Origin of the sequence: Pseudarthrobacter sp. WHRI 8279, assembly GCF_040224115.2 — a bacterium.
In the GTDB taxonomy this organism is placed as follows: domain Bacteria; phylum Actinomycetota; class Actinomycetes; order Actinomycetales; family Micrococcaceae; genus Arthrobacter.
In genome coordinates, this window is sequence record NZ_CP168162.1 from 750474 (window position 1) to 767233 (window position 16760).

15 protein-coding genes are annotated in these 16760 nt (G+C 65.7%); 7 read left to right on the forward strand and 8 right to left on the reverse strand.

All coding sequences use genetic code 11. The features are described 5' to 3' along the window. Nucleotides 1-175: 175 nt before the first annotated feature. On the reverse strand, nucleotides 176-1984 hold the full coding sequence (locus ABRP28_RS03375; RefSeq protein WP_350002175.1) for an AMP-dependent synthetase/ligase: 1809 nt from the start codon (nucleotides 1982-1984) through the stop codon (nucleotides 176-178). A 189-nt stretch (nucleotides 1985-2173) separates the two neighbouring features. On the opposite strand from ABRP28_RS03375, the gene ABRP28_RS03380 reads away from it, so the two are divergent. Next, entirely contained in the window at nucleotides 2174-3268 is a 1095-nt protein-coding gene (locus ABRP28_RS03380; RefSeq protein WP_350002176.1) for an ROK family glucokinase, read from the forward strand. A 79-nt stretch (nucleotides 3269-3347) separates the two neighbouring features. Here the strand turns inward: ABRP28_RS03380 and ABRP28_RS03385 are convergent, their stop codons facing one another. The 3 genes from ABRP28_RS03385 to ABRP28_RS03395 are packed head-to-tail and all read right to left on the reverse strand — an operon-like array spanning nucleotide 3348 to nucleotide 5528. Beyond that, nucleotides 3348-3935 carry a hypothetical protein gene (locus tag ABRP28_RS03385; protein ID WP_350002177.1) on the reverse strand — a complete coding sequence of 196 codons (588 nt, stop codon included), beginning with the start codon at nucleotides 3933-3935 and terminating at the stop codon, nucleotides 3348-3350. Continuing rightward, the gene (locus ABRP28_RS03390) at nucleotides 3922-4743 is read right to left on the reverse strand and encodes an alpha/beta fold hydrolase (RefSeq protein ID WP_350002178.1); all 822 of its coding nucleotides are present in this window, start codon (nucleotides 4741-4743) and stop codon (nucleotides 3922-3924) included. The genes ABRP28_RS03385 and ABRP28_RS03390 overlap by 14 nt, the downstream gene beginning before the upstream one ends. Beyond that, entirely contained in the window at nucleotides 4740-5528 is a 789-nt protein-coding gene (locus ABRP28_RS03395; protein ID WP_350002179.1) for an alpha/beta fold hydrolase, read from the reverse strand. The genes ABRP28_RS03390 and ABRP28_RS03395 overlap by 4 nt, the downstream gene beginning before the upstream one ends. Nucleotides 5529-5640: 112 nt before the next feature. Here ABRP28_RS03395 and ABRP28_RS03400 point away from each other — a divergent pair, with 112 nt between their 5' ends. Together ABRP28_RS03400 and ABRP28_RS03405 are read left to right on the forward strand one after the other, a co-directional pair. Next, the gene (locus ABRP28_RS03400) at nucleotides 5641-6465 is read left to right on the forward strand and encodes a lysophospholipid acyltransferase family protein (RefSeq protein WP_350002180.1); all 825 of its coding nucleotides are present in this window, start codon (nucleotides 5641-5643) and stop codon (nucleotides 6463-6465) included. Nucleotides 6466-6538: 73 nt separating this feature from the next. Then, a complete protein-coding gene (locus ABRP28_RS03405; protein ID WP_350002181.1) occupies nucleotides 6539-7933 on the forward strand; it encodes a class II 3-deoxy-7-phosphoheptulonate synthase in 1395 nt (464 codons plus the stop codon). Between the two features lie 30 nt (nucleotides 7934-7963). On the opposite strand, the gene ABRP28_RS03410 is transcribed toward ABRP28_RS03405, so the two are convergent. Together ABRP28_RS03410 and ABRP28_RS03415 are read right to left on the reverse strand one after the other, a co-directional pair. Beyond that, nucleotides 7964-10174, reverse strand: coding sequence for a PASTA domain-containing protein (locus ABRP28_RS03410; protein WP_374152917.1), 2211 nt, complete (start codon nucleotides 10172-10174; stop codon nucleotides 7964-7966). Between the two features lie 101 nt (nucleotides 10175-10275). Next, nucleotides 10276-11661, reverse strand: a complete 1386-nt coding sequence (locus ABRP28_RS03415) for a LysM peptidoglycan-binding domain-containing protein (protein WP_350002183.1) — start codon at nucleotides 11659-11661, stop codon at nucleotides 10276-10278. A gap of 240 nt (nucleotides 11662-11901) precedes the next feature. Between ABRP28_RS03415 and ABRP28_RS03420 the strand changes: the two genes are divergently transcribed. Beyond that, nucleotides 11902-12255 carry an Rv2175c family DNA-binding protein gene (locus ABRP28_RS03420; RefSeq protein WP_350002184.1) on the forward strand — a complete coding sequence of 118 codons (354 nt, stop codon included), beginning with the start codon at nucleotides 11902-11904 and terminating at the stop codon, nucleotides 12253-12255. A 73-nt stretch (nucleotides 12256-12328) separates the two neighbouring features. Here ABRP28_RS03420 and ABRP28_RS03425 read toward each other — a convergent pair whose 3' ends face one another. Both ABRP28_RS03425 and ABRP28_RS03430 read right to left on the reverse strand, forming a co-directional pair. Beyond that, nucleotides 12329-13423, reverse strand: a complete 1095-nt coding sequence (locus ABRP28_RS03425; protein ID WP_350002185.1) for a polyprenyl synthetase family protein — start codon at nucleotides 13421-13423, stop codon at nucleotides 12329-12331. Beyond that, nucleotides 13420-13947 carry a hypothetical protein gene (locus ABRP28_RS03430; protein WP_350002186.1) on the reverse strand — a complete coding sequence of 176 codons (528 nt, stop codon included), beginning with the start codon at nucleotides 13945-13947 and terminating at the stop codon, nucleotides 13420-13422. Before ABRP28_RS03430 ends, ABRP28_RS03425 begins: the two co-directional genes overlap by 4 nt. A 75-nt stretch (nucleotides 13948-14022) precedes the next feature. On the opposite strand from ABRP28_RS03430, the gene dinB reads away from it, so the two are divergent. The 3 genes from dinB to mraZ all read left to right on the forward strand — a co-directional run bounded on the left by dinB (nucleotide 14023) and on the right by mraZ (nucleotide 16718). Beyond that, nucleotides 14023-15249 carry a DNA polymerase IV gene (gene dinB / locus ABRP28_RS03435; RefSeq protein WP_350002187.1) on the forward strand — a complete coding sequence of 409 codons (1227 nt, stop codon included), beginning with the start codon at nucleotides 14023-14025 and terminating at the stop codon, nucleotides 15247-15249. Nucleotides 15250-15523: 274 nt separating this feature from the next. Beyond that, nucleotides 15524-15898 (forward strand): DUF3040 domain-containing protein, encoded by a 375-nt coding sequence (locus ABRP28_RS03440; RefSeq protein ID WP_350002188.1) that lies wholly within the window; start codon nucleotides 15524-15526, stop codon nucleotides 15896-15898. 391 nt (nucleotides 15899-16289) lie between these two features. Then, nucleotides 16290-16718: a division/cell wall cluster transcriptional repressor MraZ gene (gene mraZ, locus ABRP28_RS03445; RefSeq protein WP_350002189.1), complete on the forward strand. Its 429-nt coding sequence runs from the start codon at nucleotides 16290-16292 to the stop codon at nucleotides 16716-16718. Nucleotides 16719-16760: the final 42 nt, after the last annotated feature.

Here is a 16760-nt window from a genome sequence, read left to right on the forward strand (position 1 = left end):
GGCCCTCACTTGTCTTTAAAGCCGAAGCCACCGCCTGACTGGACGGCGGGGCTGTGGCGGACCGCGGTCCGGCAGCGTGCGTAAAAGGGGCCCCGCGCCCCTGCTCGCCGCGAAGCGGCCCTAGAGGGGCGCGGGAATAGCACGCAGAGGACCGGGGCCCGCCCAGTGGTGCCTGCTACGAACGCGGTGCGGCGTACATCTCTTCGATGACCGTCTCGAAGTCCTTCATGACCTGGGCACGCTTGACCTTCATGGACGGCGTCAGGTGCCCGGATGCTTCTGTGAAGTCTGCGGGGACGATGCGGAACGACTTGATGGCCTCGGCCTGTGAGACTGAGGTGTTGGCCGCTGTGATCAGGTCCTGGACTGCCGCCTTGACCACCGGGTTGTTCGCGGCGTCCGCAATGGAGGTGTCCGCGGGGAGGTTGTGGCGCTGCAGCCAGCCGGGGAGGGCTTCCTGGTCCAGGGTGACCAGCGCGCCGATGAACGGCCGGTTGTCTCCCACCACCAGCACCTGCGAGACAAGCGCATCGGCGCGGATCTGGTCTTCCAGCAGGGCCGGAATGACGTTCTTGCCGCCGGCGGTGACGATGATTTCCTTCTTGCGCCCGGTGATCCAGACAAAGCCGTCCTCATCCAGGCGGCCGATGTCACCGGTACGCAGCCACCCGTCGTCGAACGTCTCGCCCGTGAGGTCGGGCCGCTGGTAGTAGCCGCGCATGACGCAGACGCCCTTGGCAAGGATCTCCCCGTCCTCGGCGATCCTGACCGAGTTGCCGGGCAGGGGCTTCCCAACGGAACCGATTTTGATCAGTGACGGGGTGTTCACGGATATGGGGGCGGTGGTTTCGGTCAGGCCGTATCCCTCGAGCACCTGCAGTCCGATGCCCTGGAAGAAGTGCCCCAGGCGTTCGCCCAGGGGGCCTCCGCCGGAGACTGCGTGGGCCACGTGCCCGCCCATTGCCGCCCGCAGCTTTCCGTAGACGAGCTTGTCGAACAGTGCGTGGCGGAGCTTGAGGCCCAGGCCGATGCGGCCGTCCTGCCGGGCCCTGGAGTACGCGATGGCAGTCTCTGCCGCCTTGTGGAAGATCGCTCCCTTCCCGCCGTCCTCGGCCTTCGTCAGGGCGGAGTTGTAGACCTTTTCGAAGACGCGCGGCACCGCGAGGATGAAGGTCGGCTCGTAACTCTGCAGGTCTGCCAGGAGGTTCTTGATGTCCGGGGTGTGGGCCACGGTGGTGCCGGCGGCCATGGCGAGGACTGAGATAAAGCGGGCGAAGACGTGCGCCAGGGGAAGGAACATGATGGTCTTGGCGTTTTCATGGACAATCTCGCCAATGATGGCCAGCGCGTTGTCTGAGAGCTCAACGAAGTTTCCGTGCGTGAGTTCGCACCCCTTGGGCCTGCCTGTGGTGCCGGAGGTGTAGATGATGGTGGCGGTGTCGCGCAGCCCGGCGGTTTTCCTGCGGGCCTCAAGGTCGTCGTCGCTGACGCCCCGGCCGGCTTCGCGGAGGGCATCGAGACCGTTGCCTTCGAGCTGCCAGACATGCTGGAGCGAGGTCAGCGCTTCCGCCGTGACCGCCTGGCGGATGATGTCCTCATGGTGGGCTGCCTCGCCGAAGGCGGCCACAGCACCGGAGTCACCGAGGTTCCACGCAACCTGCGAGGGTGAGGACGTTTCGTAAATGGGAACGGAGACGGCTCCGGCGAACCAGATGGCAAAGTCCACCAGGGACCATTCATAGCGGGTGCGGGACATGATGCCCACGCGGTCGCCGGCTCCCACGCCGCTGGCCATCAGCCCCTTTGCCAGCGCCCTGACGTCAGCCAGGAAATCGGTGGCGGAAATGTCCTGCCAGGATCCGGAGGCATCGAGCCGCGAAAAGAGTGCCGGGTTGCTGGCCTTTGCTGCCTGCCGCAGCACAAGGTCGGTGATGTTGGTCTCCGGTGGGACAACAACAAGAGGCGGAACACTGAATTCGCGCACTATAGCTCCTTTGATATCCGAGGTCCCGCACAGGGGCATGCCTAAAGACTAGTACGCCCGTGCCGGACCATGCAGTATCTAAAGTTACTGGCCAGTAACTTTGCCGTCAACGGTGCGCTGCGACATGTGGGCGGCAACTCCGCCTGTCCACACGGTGCCGTGGAATGTGCCCACCTAGAATGGGGAACTATGTACGCACCGCCCCCCGGCAACCAGCCCGGGCCCCTGAGCAGACCTGCCCCCTGGAGGGCGCGGCCCACCTCGCGCCGGGCGCGGACACAGCACGACGGCGGTGGCTTCCGTGAGCACTTGCGCCTCGGCCGCAAAGGCCTCGCCATTGGCATCGACATCGGCGGCACCAAGGTGGCCGCGGGAGTTGTGGATGCCGACGGCCGCATCCTCAGCGAAGCGCGGCGCGCCACCCCCGGCAGCGACCCCCGGGCAGTGGAGCAGGTCATCGTGGAGCTGGTGGAGGAGCTCGGCAGGGGCCACCGGATCTGGTCGGTAGGCATCGGCGCCGCCGGGTGGATGGACCTCGACGGTGGAACGGTGCTTTTCAGCCCGCACCTGGCCTGGCGGAATGAGCCGCTGCGGGCAAACCTGCAGCAGCTCCTCCGCCGGCCGGTACTCCTGACCAACGATGCCGATGCCGCGGCCTGGGCGGAATGGCGCTTTGGAGCCGGGCAGGGGGAAGACCGCCTGGTGTGCATCACCCTGGGTACCGGCATCGGCGGTGCCATGGTGATGGACGGCAGGGTGGAGCGTGGACGGTTCGGCGTGGCCGGCGAGTTTGGCCACCAGATCATCATGCCCGGCGGGCACCGGTGTGAATGCGGAAACCGCGGCTGCTGGGAACAGTATGCGTCCGGGAATGCGTTAGGGCGCGAAGCGCGGATCCTGGCCCAGGCAAACTCCCCGGTGGCGCAGGACCTGCTCGCGGCTGTGGGCGGGCGGACCGAGCTCATTACGGGTGCGATTGTCACGGAGCTCGCACTTGCCGGCGACCCGGCGTGCCGGGAGCTGATCGAGGAAGTGGGGGAGTGGCTCGGGCTCGGGCTGGCCAACCTGGCGGCGGCGCTGGACCCCGGGCTTTTCGTTATCGGCGGCGGACTGTGCTCAGCAGGGGACCTGTTGGTGGAGCCCGCACGGAAGGCATTCGCCCGCAACCTGACGGGGCGGGGTTTCCGGCCGGCCGCCGGCATCCAGCTCGCTGCCCTTGGGCCGAACGCGGGACTCATTGGAGCTGCAGACCTGTCCCGCGTCAGCAGCCGGGCGCGCCGCTGACGCTATCAGGCGCACTCTTTCCTCTGTTGCCTGGCGGTGCTCTGTTGCCTGGCCGCGCAGCTGGGGAGGGCCGGCCGCGCTAGACGCGTGCGCCGTCGTCGTTCTCGTCTTTTTCCTGCGGCAGCTTCATGATCAGGTACACGGTTCCCAGGACGAACGCCGCAACGATTCCCACGATGGCCAGGAGCGGGGCGGAGCGCCAGAACATCACGGACAACAGGAGCGCTACCGGTCCGCCCACGGCGGCCAGCCAGGCAAGCATGGTCAACGGATCCGTTCCGGCCAGGCTGGGCGGTTCCTCCGGCACGAACTCGCCGTCATCCGGGTCCACACCGTAGTCACGGGGACCGGACGGGAAGCCTGCTTCAGTGCCGGGGCCCGGGGCCTGCGTGGCGTCCTGCCGCTCTGCCGCCGACAACTCGGCAGGAACTGTACCAGCAAGGCCGAGCGGGTCGAAGTCGCTGAACGCGGGCGGCCTTGCACCCGGCGCAGCCGTATCCTGGCGCGGTGCCGCATCCGTGGCGGGATCGATGGCGGTGCCAGTGCCAGTGGTGCTGCCGGTGCCTGCGTCGGGGGAACCGGATTCAAGCCGGGCCACCAGGTCCAGCCAGACGGCGTCGTCCTGGTTGGCGCCCTGGTCCTGGGATCCGGAATTAGGCCTGTCCATGGTGCGTGGCCTCCAGGTCCGATGCTGCACTTGCCGCTGGCCGTTCCGGATTTCCGCCGGAAACCACCGCCCGGATGAACTCCACGGAGCCCTGGAAGATCTGCTCGGCGTCGTTGTCCAGGGTTGCCACGTGGTAGCTGTTCTCGAGGCGGACCAGGTCCAGGGGCGCGTGCGTCAGTCCGCGGCGGAGCGCATGGATGCTCGAGTCCGAGACCACGTGGTCAATGGCGGACCGGTAGACCCGGACGGGGGCGGTGACCCGGGGCAGGATCCTGATGGTGTCCTTGAACAGCTTGTTGAGTTCATGCGCGGCAGCTACCGGGGTCCGGGCATAGGCGCCTTCGTCCATGCCCTCTTTGAGGATGTCGTTTCCGATGGCCGGGGTACTTTTCATGACCAGCTTCAGGATGCCGGCGAGCGGAGCGCGCGGATCATCAATGACCAGCCCCGGGTTGACCAGGACCACCCCGGCCACTGGCCGGGTGGCAGCGATCCGCAGCGCCAGCGCGCCGCCCATGCTCAATCCTGCCGAAAAGACGTAATCGCAGTCCGCGTCCAGCTCCAGGTAGGCGTCATCCAAGGCACCGTGCCACTGCTGCCACCGCGTACGGGCCAGCTCCTGCCAGCTGGTGCCGTGTCCGGGCAGCAGGGGCATGCGCACGGCGAAGCCGGCGCCGGCCAGGGCCTGGGCCCAGGCGCGCAGCCCGTGCGGGCTGCCGGTAAACCCATGGGAGAGGACCACGCCGATGCGGGGCCCCCCGCCAGTGCAGCTGCTGCTGAAGGGACTGTGGTCCAGGCTGGAGGTCATGGAGTCTCCAATGCGGTGTTCTGGCGGGCGAGGGCGTGGAAGAAAGCACTGGATTTCGCAAAGATCTCCGGGGCGTCCACATCCAGCGTAGCGACATGTCCGCTGCTGTGGAGGTCCACCACCTCAGTGAGGTGCGCGCCGAGGCCTTTGCGGAGCAGTGCCAGGGAAGTCGGCGGCACCACGGCATCGGTCCGGGACTTGAAGACCTGGACAGGTGCCGTGACCTTGGGCAGGCCGCGGGCGGCGGCGCCAAAGAGCTTCTTCAGCTCGTGCACGGCAGCGAGGGGAGTGCGTGAGTAGTCCCCGTCATTGGTGACTGCCGCCGTCGGCTGTTCCTCTTCTATAGGGAGGGTTGTCCGCTGGAAGTACTTCAGCACTCCGATCACCCGGACCCGGCGGTCGTAGAAGCTCAGGCCCGGGTTGACCACGGACACCCCGGCAACCTTGTGCCGGGAGGCGGTCAGCAGCGCAATGGCCCCACCCATGGAAAGCCCGGCCACGAAGCATGTTTCGGTTGTCCGCCCGAGCTCCAGGTAGGCGGCCTCGAAGCCGCGGTACCAGTCGCTCCACCGCGTCCTCGCCAGCTGGCGCCAGTCGGTCCCATGGCCCGGCAGCAGGGGGACCGTCACGGCGTAACCCTGCGAGGCAAGGTGCTCGGCCCACGGCAGGACACTGAGGGGGCTTCCCGTGAAGCCATGGCAGATGGCTATGCCAATCCGCGCATTGGGCCCGTGTCCGGGGTAGCTGAAAGCGGCAGGAGGGGACGGGGTGCTGCTTTCGCTCATGCCTCCATCGTGTCACTGTTCCGGACAATTCTCACTAGAGTAGGGTTGCATTGAACTGCCGGACAGGCCCGACGCGGGGCCTGCAGGCCGCCTTTCCGGAGAGGTTTCTCACGTGTTCTATTGGGTCATGAAGCGGATCTTCCTCGGTCCTGTGTTGAAGCTCCTTTTCCGCCCCTGGGTGAAGGGACTGGACAACATTCCGGCTGGCGGCCCGGCGATTATTGCGTCCAACCACCTCTCCTTTTCCGATTCGATCTTCATGCCGTTGATGGTCCGCCGGCCGGTGGTCTTCCTGGCCAAATCGGAGTACTTCACCGGCACCGGCATCAAGGGCAGGCTGACAGCCCTGTTCTTCCGCCTGACCAACCAGCTGCCCATGGACCGGTCCGGGGGTGCTGCCTCGGCAGCCTCGCTGACTGCCGGCATGGAGGTCCTCTTGAATGGCGGACTGCTGGGCATCTATCCGGAGGGGACGCGGAGCCCGGACTCCAGGCTCTACAGGGGCAAGGTTGGCGTGGCCAGGCTCGCGCTGCAGGCCGGGGTTCCGGTGATACCTGTGGCAATGATCGGAACGGACAAGGTACAGCCCATCGGCAAGCGGCTGCCGAACATCCGCAGGATCGGCATGATCTTCGGCGAGCCCCTCGACTTCAGCCGCTACCGGGACCAGGCCGAGGACCGCGACATCCAGCGGAAAGTCACCGACCAGATCATGTTCGAACTGATGCGGCTCTCGGGGCAGGAATACGTGGACGAGTACGCCGCAGTGGTAAAGCTGCGGCTGGCGGGCAAGGCCGTGGAACCGGCAGCTGCCGCAGAGCCCCTGGCATCTACGGCGGCTGATGCCGGCAGCGGGGAGACCCTGCCCGGCGCCAACCAGGGCACCCCGCAGGACATGCGCAAAGCGGACGACGGCGGGGCTGCCGCCGCCGGGTGAGCGGGTTGTGACGTTGCGGGCGGTGTGCGTGACAGTGCGGTGTCCCCGGGCCCTGCACGACCGCTAGTCTTAGATGGTGACTGAGCTATCTGCAAAACCCGCCTTCTCGCTGTCCAGCACCGCCCAGAGCGGAGCAGCCGACTATCCCGGACTTGATAACTGGCGGGACCTCCCCATCTCCCAGCAGCCCAGCTGGCAGGACCGGGACGTGTTCGACGCCTCGGTGAAGGAACTCTCCGTCCTTCCCCCGCTGGTTTTTGCCGGAGAGGTGGACGTCCTCCGCGAGCGGCTGGCCGCCGCCGCCCAGGGCAAGGCCTTCCTGCTGCAGGGCGGCGACTGCGCCGAAACCTTCGAGGCCGCCACGGCAGACAAGATCAGCGCCCGGGTCAAGACCATCCTCCAGATGGCCGTGGTGCTCACCTATGGTGCCGCGATGCCTGTCATCAAGATGGGCCGCATGGCCGGACAGTTCGCCAAGCCCCGTTCATCCAATGACGAGACCCGCAGCGGCGTAACACTTCCCGCCTACCGGGGCGACATCGTGAACGGTTACGAGTTCACTCCTGAGTCCCGGGGCCACGACGCCTCCCGCATGCTCCGCGCGTACCACACGTCCGCTTCCACGTTGAACCTGATCCGCGCCTTCACGCAGGGCGGGTTCGCGGACCTGCGTTCGGTGCACCAGTGGAACAAGGGCTTCACCGAAAACCCGGCACACGCACGCTACGAGTCCCTGGCCCGCGACATCGACCGTGCCATCAAGTTCATGGCCTCCTGCGGCGCAGACTTCGAAGCCCTGAAACGGGTCGAATTCTTTGCCAGCCACGAAGCCCTGCTGCTGGACTACGAGCGGGCGCTGACCCGGATCGATTCACGCACCGGATTCCCGTACGACACCTCCGCCCACTTCCTCTGGATCGGCGAGCGGACCCGCGAACTGGACCACGCGCACGTTGACTTCCTCTCGCGGGTACGGAACCCCATCGGCGTGAAGCTGGGCCCGTCCACCACCGGAGATGACGCCCTCCGGCTGATCGACAAGCTGGATCCGGAGCGGGAACCCGGCCGGCTGACATTCATCACCCGCATGGGGGCCGGCAACATCCGCGAGAAGCTGCCCGCCGTCGTCGAAAAGGTCACCGCGTCCGGCGCGCAGGTTCTGTGGGTCACCGACCCCATGCACGGAAACACCGTGACGTCCCCCAACGGCTACAAGACACGCAATTTCGACGACGTCATTGACGAGGTGCGCGGCTTCTTCGAAGTGCACCACGCGCTGGGGACCGTTCCCGGCGGCCTGCACGTGGAAATGACCGGCGACGACGTCGCGGAGTGCCTTGGCGGGGCCGACCCCGTGGACCAGGACGCGTTCCTGGACCGTTACGAGTCGGTCTGCGACCCGCGGCTAAACCACATGCAGTCCCTCGAAATGGCCTTCCTGGTAGCCGGAGCCCTAGCCAAGCGCTGACACCGTCCGGTGGTGTGGGCGGTTCCTCGCCTACACCACCGTCAGGGTAATCACCGAGCCCTCGGGGACTTCCTTGTTTACGGGATCTTGATCCCGGACCGTGCCGAAGAAGCCGCCGAGGATATTGTTCACTTTCACGTCGAAGCCGAGCTGGCGCAGTGCCTGTTCGGCTTCCTTGGCCTGCTTGCCGATGTAGCTGGGAACCTCAACCATCCGGGGTCCCTTGGAGATGGTCAGGGTCACGGTGCCGCCCCGGGTGAGCGTTCCGTCCGCCGGTGCCTGGCTGACTACAGCGCCTTTGGGAACGTCCCGGCTGAAGACCTGCTCGCCGGCCACCTCCGGCTGGAGCCCGGATGCCGTGATGGCAGCAGCGGCATCGTCCTGGTCCTGGCCCACAACCACCGGCACGGGGATAGGCTCGGGACCCTTGGACACGATGAGGCTCACGGGCGTGCCGCGCCGGACATCCGTACCTGCCGCGGGATCCTGCGACAGGACTGTACCGGCGGGAGCCTGCTCATTGAACTGTTCCGTCACAGGGCCCAGCGCCATTTCCGCAGCGTTGAGGCCGTTCTTGGCCTCCTCCAAAGTGCCGCCGGACAGCTCGGGCAGCGGAAAAAGCTGGGGACCCTTGGAGACGAAAAGGGACACGGGCTGGAACTTCCGGATTTCCGCGCCCTCGGCCGGTTCGCTGCCCACCACCAGACCCGAAGGCACGTCGTCGTCGAAGACGTCCCTGGTGACGGACTGGAAGCCGGCGTCGCTGAGCAGCTGCTGCGCCTGCGCCACGGTTTTGTTGGCGACGGAGGGGATTGACGCGGCGGCGCCGGGGCCCATACCGAAAAACCAGCCCGCGCCCGTGGCCAGGAGGGCGGCAACCACCAGGATCATCACCCACAGGACGCCGCGGCGGCGGGGATTTCCCTCCCGCAGCGTCCGTGCGGGGGTGGCCGCTGCCCGGGCGCGTACCCTATCATCCTCCCTGTCCGCCTTGCGTTGGGCGCGTTTGCCCAGCACCGGGGGAGGGGGAGCCCATGCCTGGTCCTCGTCGGGTGGTGAAAGGGTGCGCCTGGCACCGCCGGGCACCGGACCAGAAGGCTGCATGTTGGACCGGGACGGGCGCGGCGAGGGCGGGTAGGCGGGCGCTGCCGGCTGTCCGTATGGCATCACCGTTGTGGGATTGTTGGTGCGGCCGATGACCTCGGTGGGATGCTGGACGTGCCCGGTGTCAGCCCGCGTGCCGTCGATAAACTCGGTTTCATTGCCCCCGGCAGGCTCCCGGGGCGGAGGGGGACCCAGGGGCGGGGACGGATTCCTGCGAGGCGGAAGCCGTTGGTCCCCGCGCGGGGTGCCTGCTGCCCCTGCAGCAGCCGCGGGCGGACGCAGGTCCAGTTCAGCATCCGTCAGGTTGGTCCTGATGTGCCGCAATTCCTGGAGCAGGGCATTCCCGTCCACCGGCCGGTTCTCGGGGTCGCTGGCGGTACACCACTGCACGAGTTCGTCCACTTCGGCGGCCAGGCCCGGGACCAGGGCCGACGGCGGCCCCACTGTGCCGTGGACGTGCTGGTACGCCACCTGGATGGGCACTTCGCCGTCGAACGGCTGCCGTCCGGTAAGCATCTCGTACAGCATGATGCCCAGGGAGTAGATGTCGCTGCGCGCGTCAGCCGGGCGTCCCAGGACGAGTTCAGGGGAGAGGTAAGCGACCGTACCGATCAGCGCGCCGGTGCTGGTGGCGGTGGTGACGGCGCGGGCCAGGCCGAAATCCCCGATCTTGATCCGACCATCGTCGGAAATCAGAACATTCTCCGGCTTGACGTCGCGGTGGATGAAGCCGGCGGCATGGGCGGCGCCGAGCCCTTCCACCACCGGGTCGATCAGCGCCAGTGCCAGCCGCGGCGGCAGGGCGCCCTTCTCATTAATAAGGTCACGCAGGGTGTGGCCCTTGATGTATTCCATGACCAGGTACGCCGTGGGGCCGTCGTTCCCCTGGTCGAGGACCCCCACCACGTGGGGGTGGGACAGCTGTGCAGCCGCCTTGGCCTCCCGGCCGAGCCTGCCCAGGAAGTTGTCATCAGCGGCGAGGTGCGGATGCAGCACCTTGAGGGCCACGTCCCGCTCCAGCCGCTGGTCCGTGGCAAGGTAGACCGTGGACATGCCGCCGCGTGCGAGCTTGGACCGCACGGCGTACCGGTTGTCCACCAGCGTTCCTACAAGGGGGTCAGACACGTGTTCCTGCACCCTACGATCCTAATCCCCGCAACGGAACGGGCCCGAACCAATACCGGTCCGGACCCGCGCCGAATGCCCCGCCGCTACAGGGCGCCTGGTGTTCCGGCAGCTCAGCCGAAGTTTTTCTGGTGTGCCTTGATGGCTGCGACATAGGCCTTGGTGTCGTCGTACATACCGTACTTGCTCACCGAGTACTGGCCCTGGTAGTAGCCTGCGATAGCCGTGTCCTTGTCCTTGCTGGTGGCCAGGAGCTGGCGGATGATTGCCACGCCGGCCGTGGCGTTGTCATAGGGGTCCAGCAGGTTCAGCTTGCGTCCCACCAGGTCCGATGCCCACTGGCCGGAGGTAGGGATGACCTGCATGGTTCCGATGGCGTTTGCCGGGGACACTGCCCGCTGGTCGAACCCGGATTCCTGGTGCGCGAACGCAAGGGCCAGGGAAGGTTCCACGCCCATGCGGCGGGCGGTGTCCGCCACGATGTTCCGCATTTCGGCGCGGGAAGGCACAGGAGAGGCGTTCAGCAACGCCTTGTTCTCGTTGGCAGAGCTAACCACTGCGGCAGGGTAGCTGAATCCCAGGAAAGAGCTCGGAACCAGCGGGGTGACCGAGGCGGCCGGCTGCGGCGCCGCGGCCTGGCCGTTGGCCCCCGGGATGGCCAGCTTGTTTCCCGGGTAGATGACACTGGTCATGGCCAGGCGGTTGGCGGACAGCAGCTCGGAGAGCTTGACGCCGTGCCGGGACGCAATCGCGGAGAGCGTGTCTCCGGCTTTGACGGTGTAGGAGCCGGAAACCGGAGCCGCGGGCGCGGCGGGAGCCGACGTTGAGGCAAGCCCGCCCCCGGAAGGAGCCGCGGCGGGCGCGGGAGCCGCATCGCCGGCACCCACCTTGATCTTTTGTCCCGGGTAGATGATGGAGCGCATGTTGAGGTTGTTCCACGAGAACACATCGGACAGGCCTACGTTGTGCCGGGCGGCGATGGCACCCAGCGTGTCACCGGGCTTCACCGTGTAGGTGGCTCCGCTGGCAGGTGCGGCTGCGGGAGCGGCAGGAGCGGGCGCGGCGGAGGGTGCTGCCGGCGCACCGGCCGAACCGGAAAGCTTGATCTTCTGGCCGGGGTAAATGATGGTGTTCGCCTGCAGGTTGTTCAGCTTCAGGACCTCAGCGGTGTCCAGCCCGAATTTGCCTGCAATGGCGCTGATCGTGTCGCCGCGGGCAATTGTGTACTCCGCCGGCGCCTGCGGCTGTGCCGGCTTGAACGCAGCGGGGATGGCCGTCGAAACGGACGACGCCGGGATCACTGCCGCGGTCGCCTGCGCGGCCTGGGCTTTCATGGCCGCTGCAAGGGTGCCCGGGATGGAGCGGACGGGCTGCTCGGCAGCAGCGGGCTGGGCCAGGGCCAGGGATGACAGTACAACCGCTGGCAGCGCTGCCGTCGTTGCGGCGAGCATAGGAAGGCTCGGCTTGGGGGGCTGCTTGTGCGAGCGGGACATCGTCATGGAAAGAATCCTCTTCTCAACTGCGGGCGCGGGCGGGGATGCCGCTGTTTCCGATACTACTGTTACTGCTGTTAATACTGTTACAAATGTGGTCAATGAGAATCTCTCACGGATTGTTGATTAGCACAAGAATTCCGGGAACTGCTGCAAGGAATAATTTCGGGAGTGTCCGCAGATCAATGGATACCCGCTGAATGCATCAACTAGGCGACGGGGCGCACGCCGTGGCAACCTTGATCCGTGAGTAACGTAGAAAACCTTGTGGGCGAATGGTTGCCCCTGCCCGACGTCGCCCGTTTACTGGATGTTTCCATCACAAAGGTGCACAGCCTGCTTGATGAACGAGCCCTGGCGGCGCTGCGGGTTGGTGACCGGAGAATCAGGTCGGTGCCCGCGGAATTTCTCCAGGACGGCCAGGTGGTGGACAGCCTCAAGGGAACAATTGTTGTCCTGTCCGACGCCGGATATTCGGACGAGGACCTGATCGTATGGCTCTTTACCCCGGATGAGTCATTGCGCGGACGCCCCATTGATGCCCTGCGTGAGGGCCGGAAAACAGAAATACGTCGAAGGGCCCAGACGCTCGCCTGGTAATTCCAGGCAATCGTGAATCCGGGCACCCGCCCGGTAATTGCGGCACGGCACTTCGCCGGCCGGCCGCAAGCCGCTAGGAGGCCCGGCTGACAGTCGCTTCAGCCAGCCTCCGAAGGGCAGTCTTTGGCAGCTCGACCAGGGGGAGTGCCTCCAGGGCCTCGAACGCGGCGGCACCGAATTCGTTGATGAGGACCTCGGTGGCCGCCAGCGCCCCGGACTCCTCAATGATCCGCCGGAGCTCGTTGATGTCTTCTTCCGAGAGGTCCGGGCTCCCAAGCCTGGCGTCGATGAAGGCCGCCTCGCCAGCCGTTGCCTGGTCCATGGCCAAGGCAACCAGTACAGTGCGCTTCCCCTCCCTCAGGTCGTCGCCGGCCGGCTTGCCGGTTGTCAGCGGGTCACCAAACACGCCGAGCACGTCATCCCGGAGCTGGAACGCTTCCCCCAGGGGCAGTGCAAACGCCGAGTAGCCACGGAGCAGGTCATCGGACGCTCCCGCGAGGGCTCCTCCAAGTGCCAGCGGATGTTCCGTGGAGTACTTGGCGGACTTGAAACGGATGATGGACTGCGCCCGCGAAACTGCGCCTGCGCGGTCCCTCGCGGGCCCGGCCACTTCTTCCAGGATGTCCAGATACTGGCCTGCCATCACTTCAGCCCGCATGAGGTTGAAGATCAGCCTTGCCCTGCTGCCCGCAGCTGCCCGCTCGCCAATGTCCGTGAAGGCTTCCTCGCTGAAGGACAGGCAAAGATCTCCCGCCAGTATGGCCGCGGCCTGCCCGAAACGCTCGCTGTCCAGCGCCCAGCCTTGTGAGCCGTGCAGATCGCTGAACCGGCGGTGGACGCTGGGTCCGCCCCGCCTGGTATCGGAACGGTCGATGATGTCGTCGTGGATCAGTGCAGCGGCCTGGAACAACTCGAGGGCGGCGCCTGCAGTGACCACCTGCCGGGCTGCCGGTTCTCCGCCGGCTCCCCGCCAGCCCCAGTAGCACATCAGGGCCCGCAGGCGCTTGCCGCCGGTGACCAGGTTGGAGATTGAACCCATGATTGGATCAATGTCCGGGGAAATGGAGGACATGACTGACTGCCGCGAGGCAAGGAACCCGGTCAGCTCGCCGGCCACCGCCGCCACGAAGTCTGCCTGTTCATGCCTGAGCTGCTCGGCCGCCGTCACTTGGCTGACTCAGCTGGCACGTTGGCGCCGATGGTGAAAGTGGAAACTCCCGCTGCTTCAACAACGGAGATGTTAACAGTCTCGGTATCACCCCGGACGAAGTCCCTGGAAGCCACTGCCCCCACGGCCTCGCCGGGTACGGCCTTGAAGCCCTGCCCTTCAAGCGCCTTGACGTAGAAGTCGAGGACTGCTGCGGTGGGGGCCGCAACGGTCCCCACCAGCGCGGCAGTTGCGGGGGTGGATGCTTTATCGAAACTGCTTGAGACAACGGTGGCGCCCGGCATCAGGGGAAGGAGCTGCTGGGGGAACCCAGACACGAGGGCGCCAACCGTGGCGGAGGTGTTGGGCGTAGCCGAAGGGCTCGGGGAAGCAGTAATGGTGGACTCGGAAGCCGCCGGCGCCGGGGCGGAGGCCGAAGGGTCCGGGCTTGCTGACGGAGTTGGACTGCAGGCTGCAAGGGCCAGGGCTGCGCCTGCAGCGAGAGCTGCCGTGCCTGCTGGCTTGAGGTTTCCAAAGACCGTCACAGGGACTTTCCTCCTGGTGTTGATGCCGGATTCAGCCTTCAGTTTAGTCAGTACAAAACGGCTAGGATTGCAGCCGTGGGGCCCGACGGTAAGAACCAGCCACCCGGAGCGCTGCTTCCGGGACGCAGGCGCAAATGCATCATGCACGTGGACATGGATGCCTTTTACGTATCTGTCGAGCTGCGGACGCGCCCTGAGCTGCGCGGCAGGCCCGTCATTGTCGGCTTCCCCGCGGACCGTTCCGTAGTCCTCTCTGCCTCCTACGAGGCCCGTGCGTTCGGAGTGAAATCGGCCATGCCGATGGCCGTGGCGTCCCGGATGTGTCCGCAGGCGGTCATCATCGAACCGCGCCACAAGCTGTACTACGAGGTCTCAGCCCAGCTGATGGCTATTTTCGGGTCCATCACGGAACTCGTGGAACCCCTCAGCGTCGACGAGGCGTTCCTCGACGTCACTGGCGCCATCCGCCGCCTTGGGCCACCACGGGGCATCGGTGAGATGATCCGGCGCCAGGTAGCCTCGGAGCTGGGCATCACCGCGTCGGTGGGGATAGCGGAATCAAAGTTCGTGGCCAAGATTGCGTCAACACGCTGCAAGCCGGACGGACTTCTCCTGATTGGCCCTGACGAAACCGTTCCCTACCTCCATAGCCTGCCGGTTGGGGCGCTGTGGGGCGTAGGAGCCAAAACGGCGGATGTACTGGCAAAGATGGGCATCAGGACGGTCGCCGATGTCGCAGCAACGCCGGTGGCCACCCTTAAGAGGATGCTGGGTGCCACGGGAGAGCATGTCCACCAGCTGTCCTGGGGTATAGACCACCGTGCAGTGACTCCGGTCCGGCTGGAAAAGAGCATCGGCGCCGAGGAGACCTTTGCCGTCGACACGGCGGACGACGCCCTGCTCCACCGCGAACTCCTGCGGCTCTCCCACCGGACGGCCTCGCGCCTGCGAAGCTCCGGGATGGTGGCCCGGACCATCGCGCTGAAATTACGGTTTGCCGATTTCTCAACCATCACGCGCAGCCGGACGGTACACACCCCGGTGGACAGCGCCCAGCTGATCTATTCGGTGGCACTTCAGCTGCTGGAGTCGGTAGGGGAGAGGGCCATGACCGTGCGGCTTGTGGGCGTACGCGCCGAACAGCTGGAAGATGCAGCCCGCACCTCGCTGCAGCTGAGCATCGACCGGCGGGATGAGAACTGGCGTGCGGCGGAACAGGCCCTCGATGAGGTGGCGCGCAAGTTCGGCAGCAAATCCGTCCTTCCTGCCCGCCTGATGGAGCCAGGAGCCGGCCCTGGATAAGGCCCCGGTTGCGGCGGTCAGGGGCTCGTCGTTAAGTCATTGCCGTCTTTCAGAACGGCCCTCAACAAACTATCCTTAGATGTACATAGTTTTTGAGTGACTGGACTTACTGCCGGACCCTCTTGGACATGCTCCCGCTCCTGCGGCCGCGTGCCTGGTTACCGACTCTTGCCAATGTGGGCAGGGCGGGAACCTCTAAGGCACAACAGCCGTTAACGGAGCAGAAGTAGTGGCTGGGATCAGCCCGGACGTTGGCCTACAAAAGGAGGTCGTGATGCCGCTGTCGGAGCACGAACAGAAGCTGCTTGAGCAGCTGGAGAAGCAGCTTCACGAGGACGACCCGAAGTTCGCAAATTCCATGGGTTCAGACCCAGGGCGTTCATGGTCCACGAGGCACGTGGTGATTGGCGTCCTCTGCGCCTTGGCTGGCGTCTTCCTGTTGCTCGTGGGTGTCACTCTCCAAAATATCTTCGTTGGAGTGTTGGGCTTCATAGTGATGGGGGGCGGCGTCTATTTCGCCACCATGCGCAGCAGCGCGGCCGCGAAGCCGGGATCCAAGGCAGGCAACCGAAAGCCCGGTAAGCAGAAGAACTCCTTCATGAGCAGCCTCGAGGAGCGCTGGGATGAAAGGCGCAGGGGCGAACCCTGAACCCATCGGGCGCTGCCGTGACGGCATCCCCACTTCCCTCCCTTAGGGAGTCATTGTGAAAAGACCCGCCAATGGCGGGTCTTTTCGCGTTTAACGCGGCCTTCGTCGAAACACCCCTGATGTGCTGGCGATCAGGCGGGAAAGTCCCCGCGTCAGCTGCCCAGCCGGCACCCGCTTTCCGCACCAGGGGAATCGCCAGGCAGCAGAATTCCTCCACTTTCCACCACCGCGCCTAAATCCGCGCCAGTTCACCGTTCTTTTCCCATGAAGTGGAGGTCCGGCAGCCCTGTTTGCGTTGACTGTGGGGGAAAGTGGAGTAATGTGGAGGACATAAGAGGGTAGTTGCAACATAGGGGATGTGCAGTTCCTGACATGGACAGGCGGTGGGCCAGTGTTTCTTGGCACTCACTCGCCGCGTCTGGATGAAAAGGGACGGATTATCCTCCCCGCCAAGTTCCGTGAGGAACTCGCCAGCGGGCTGGTGCTCACAAGGGGCCAGGAACGTTGCATCTACGTCTTCAGCGAGAAGGAATTTGCGCGGGTCCACGAGCAAATGCGGGAGGCACCAATTTCCTCCAAGCAGGCGCGGGACTACATCCGCGTTTTTCTCTCTGGAGCCTCGGACGAGGTACCTGACAAGCAGGGGCGCGTGACTATTCCACCGGCGCTCCGGGAGTATGCAGGCCTCGGCAGGGAGCTTGCCGTCATCGGCGCCGGCTCACGCGCCGAGATCTGGGACGCCCAGGCTTGGAGCGACTACCTCGCAGAGAAGGAAACAGCCTTCTCTGAGACTGATGACCCCATTCCGGGCATTCTCTGACCGGGGGGACAGCAGGCAGTTTCTTGGATGAGATCTCCAGCC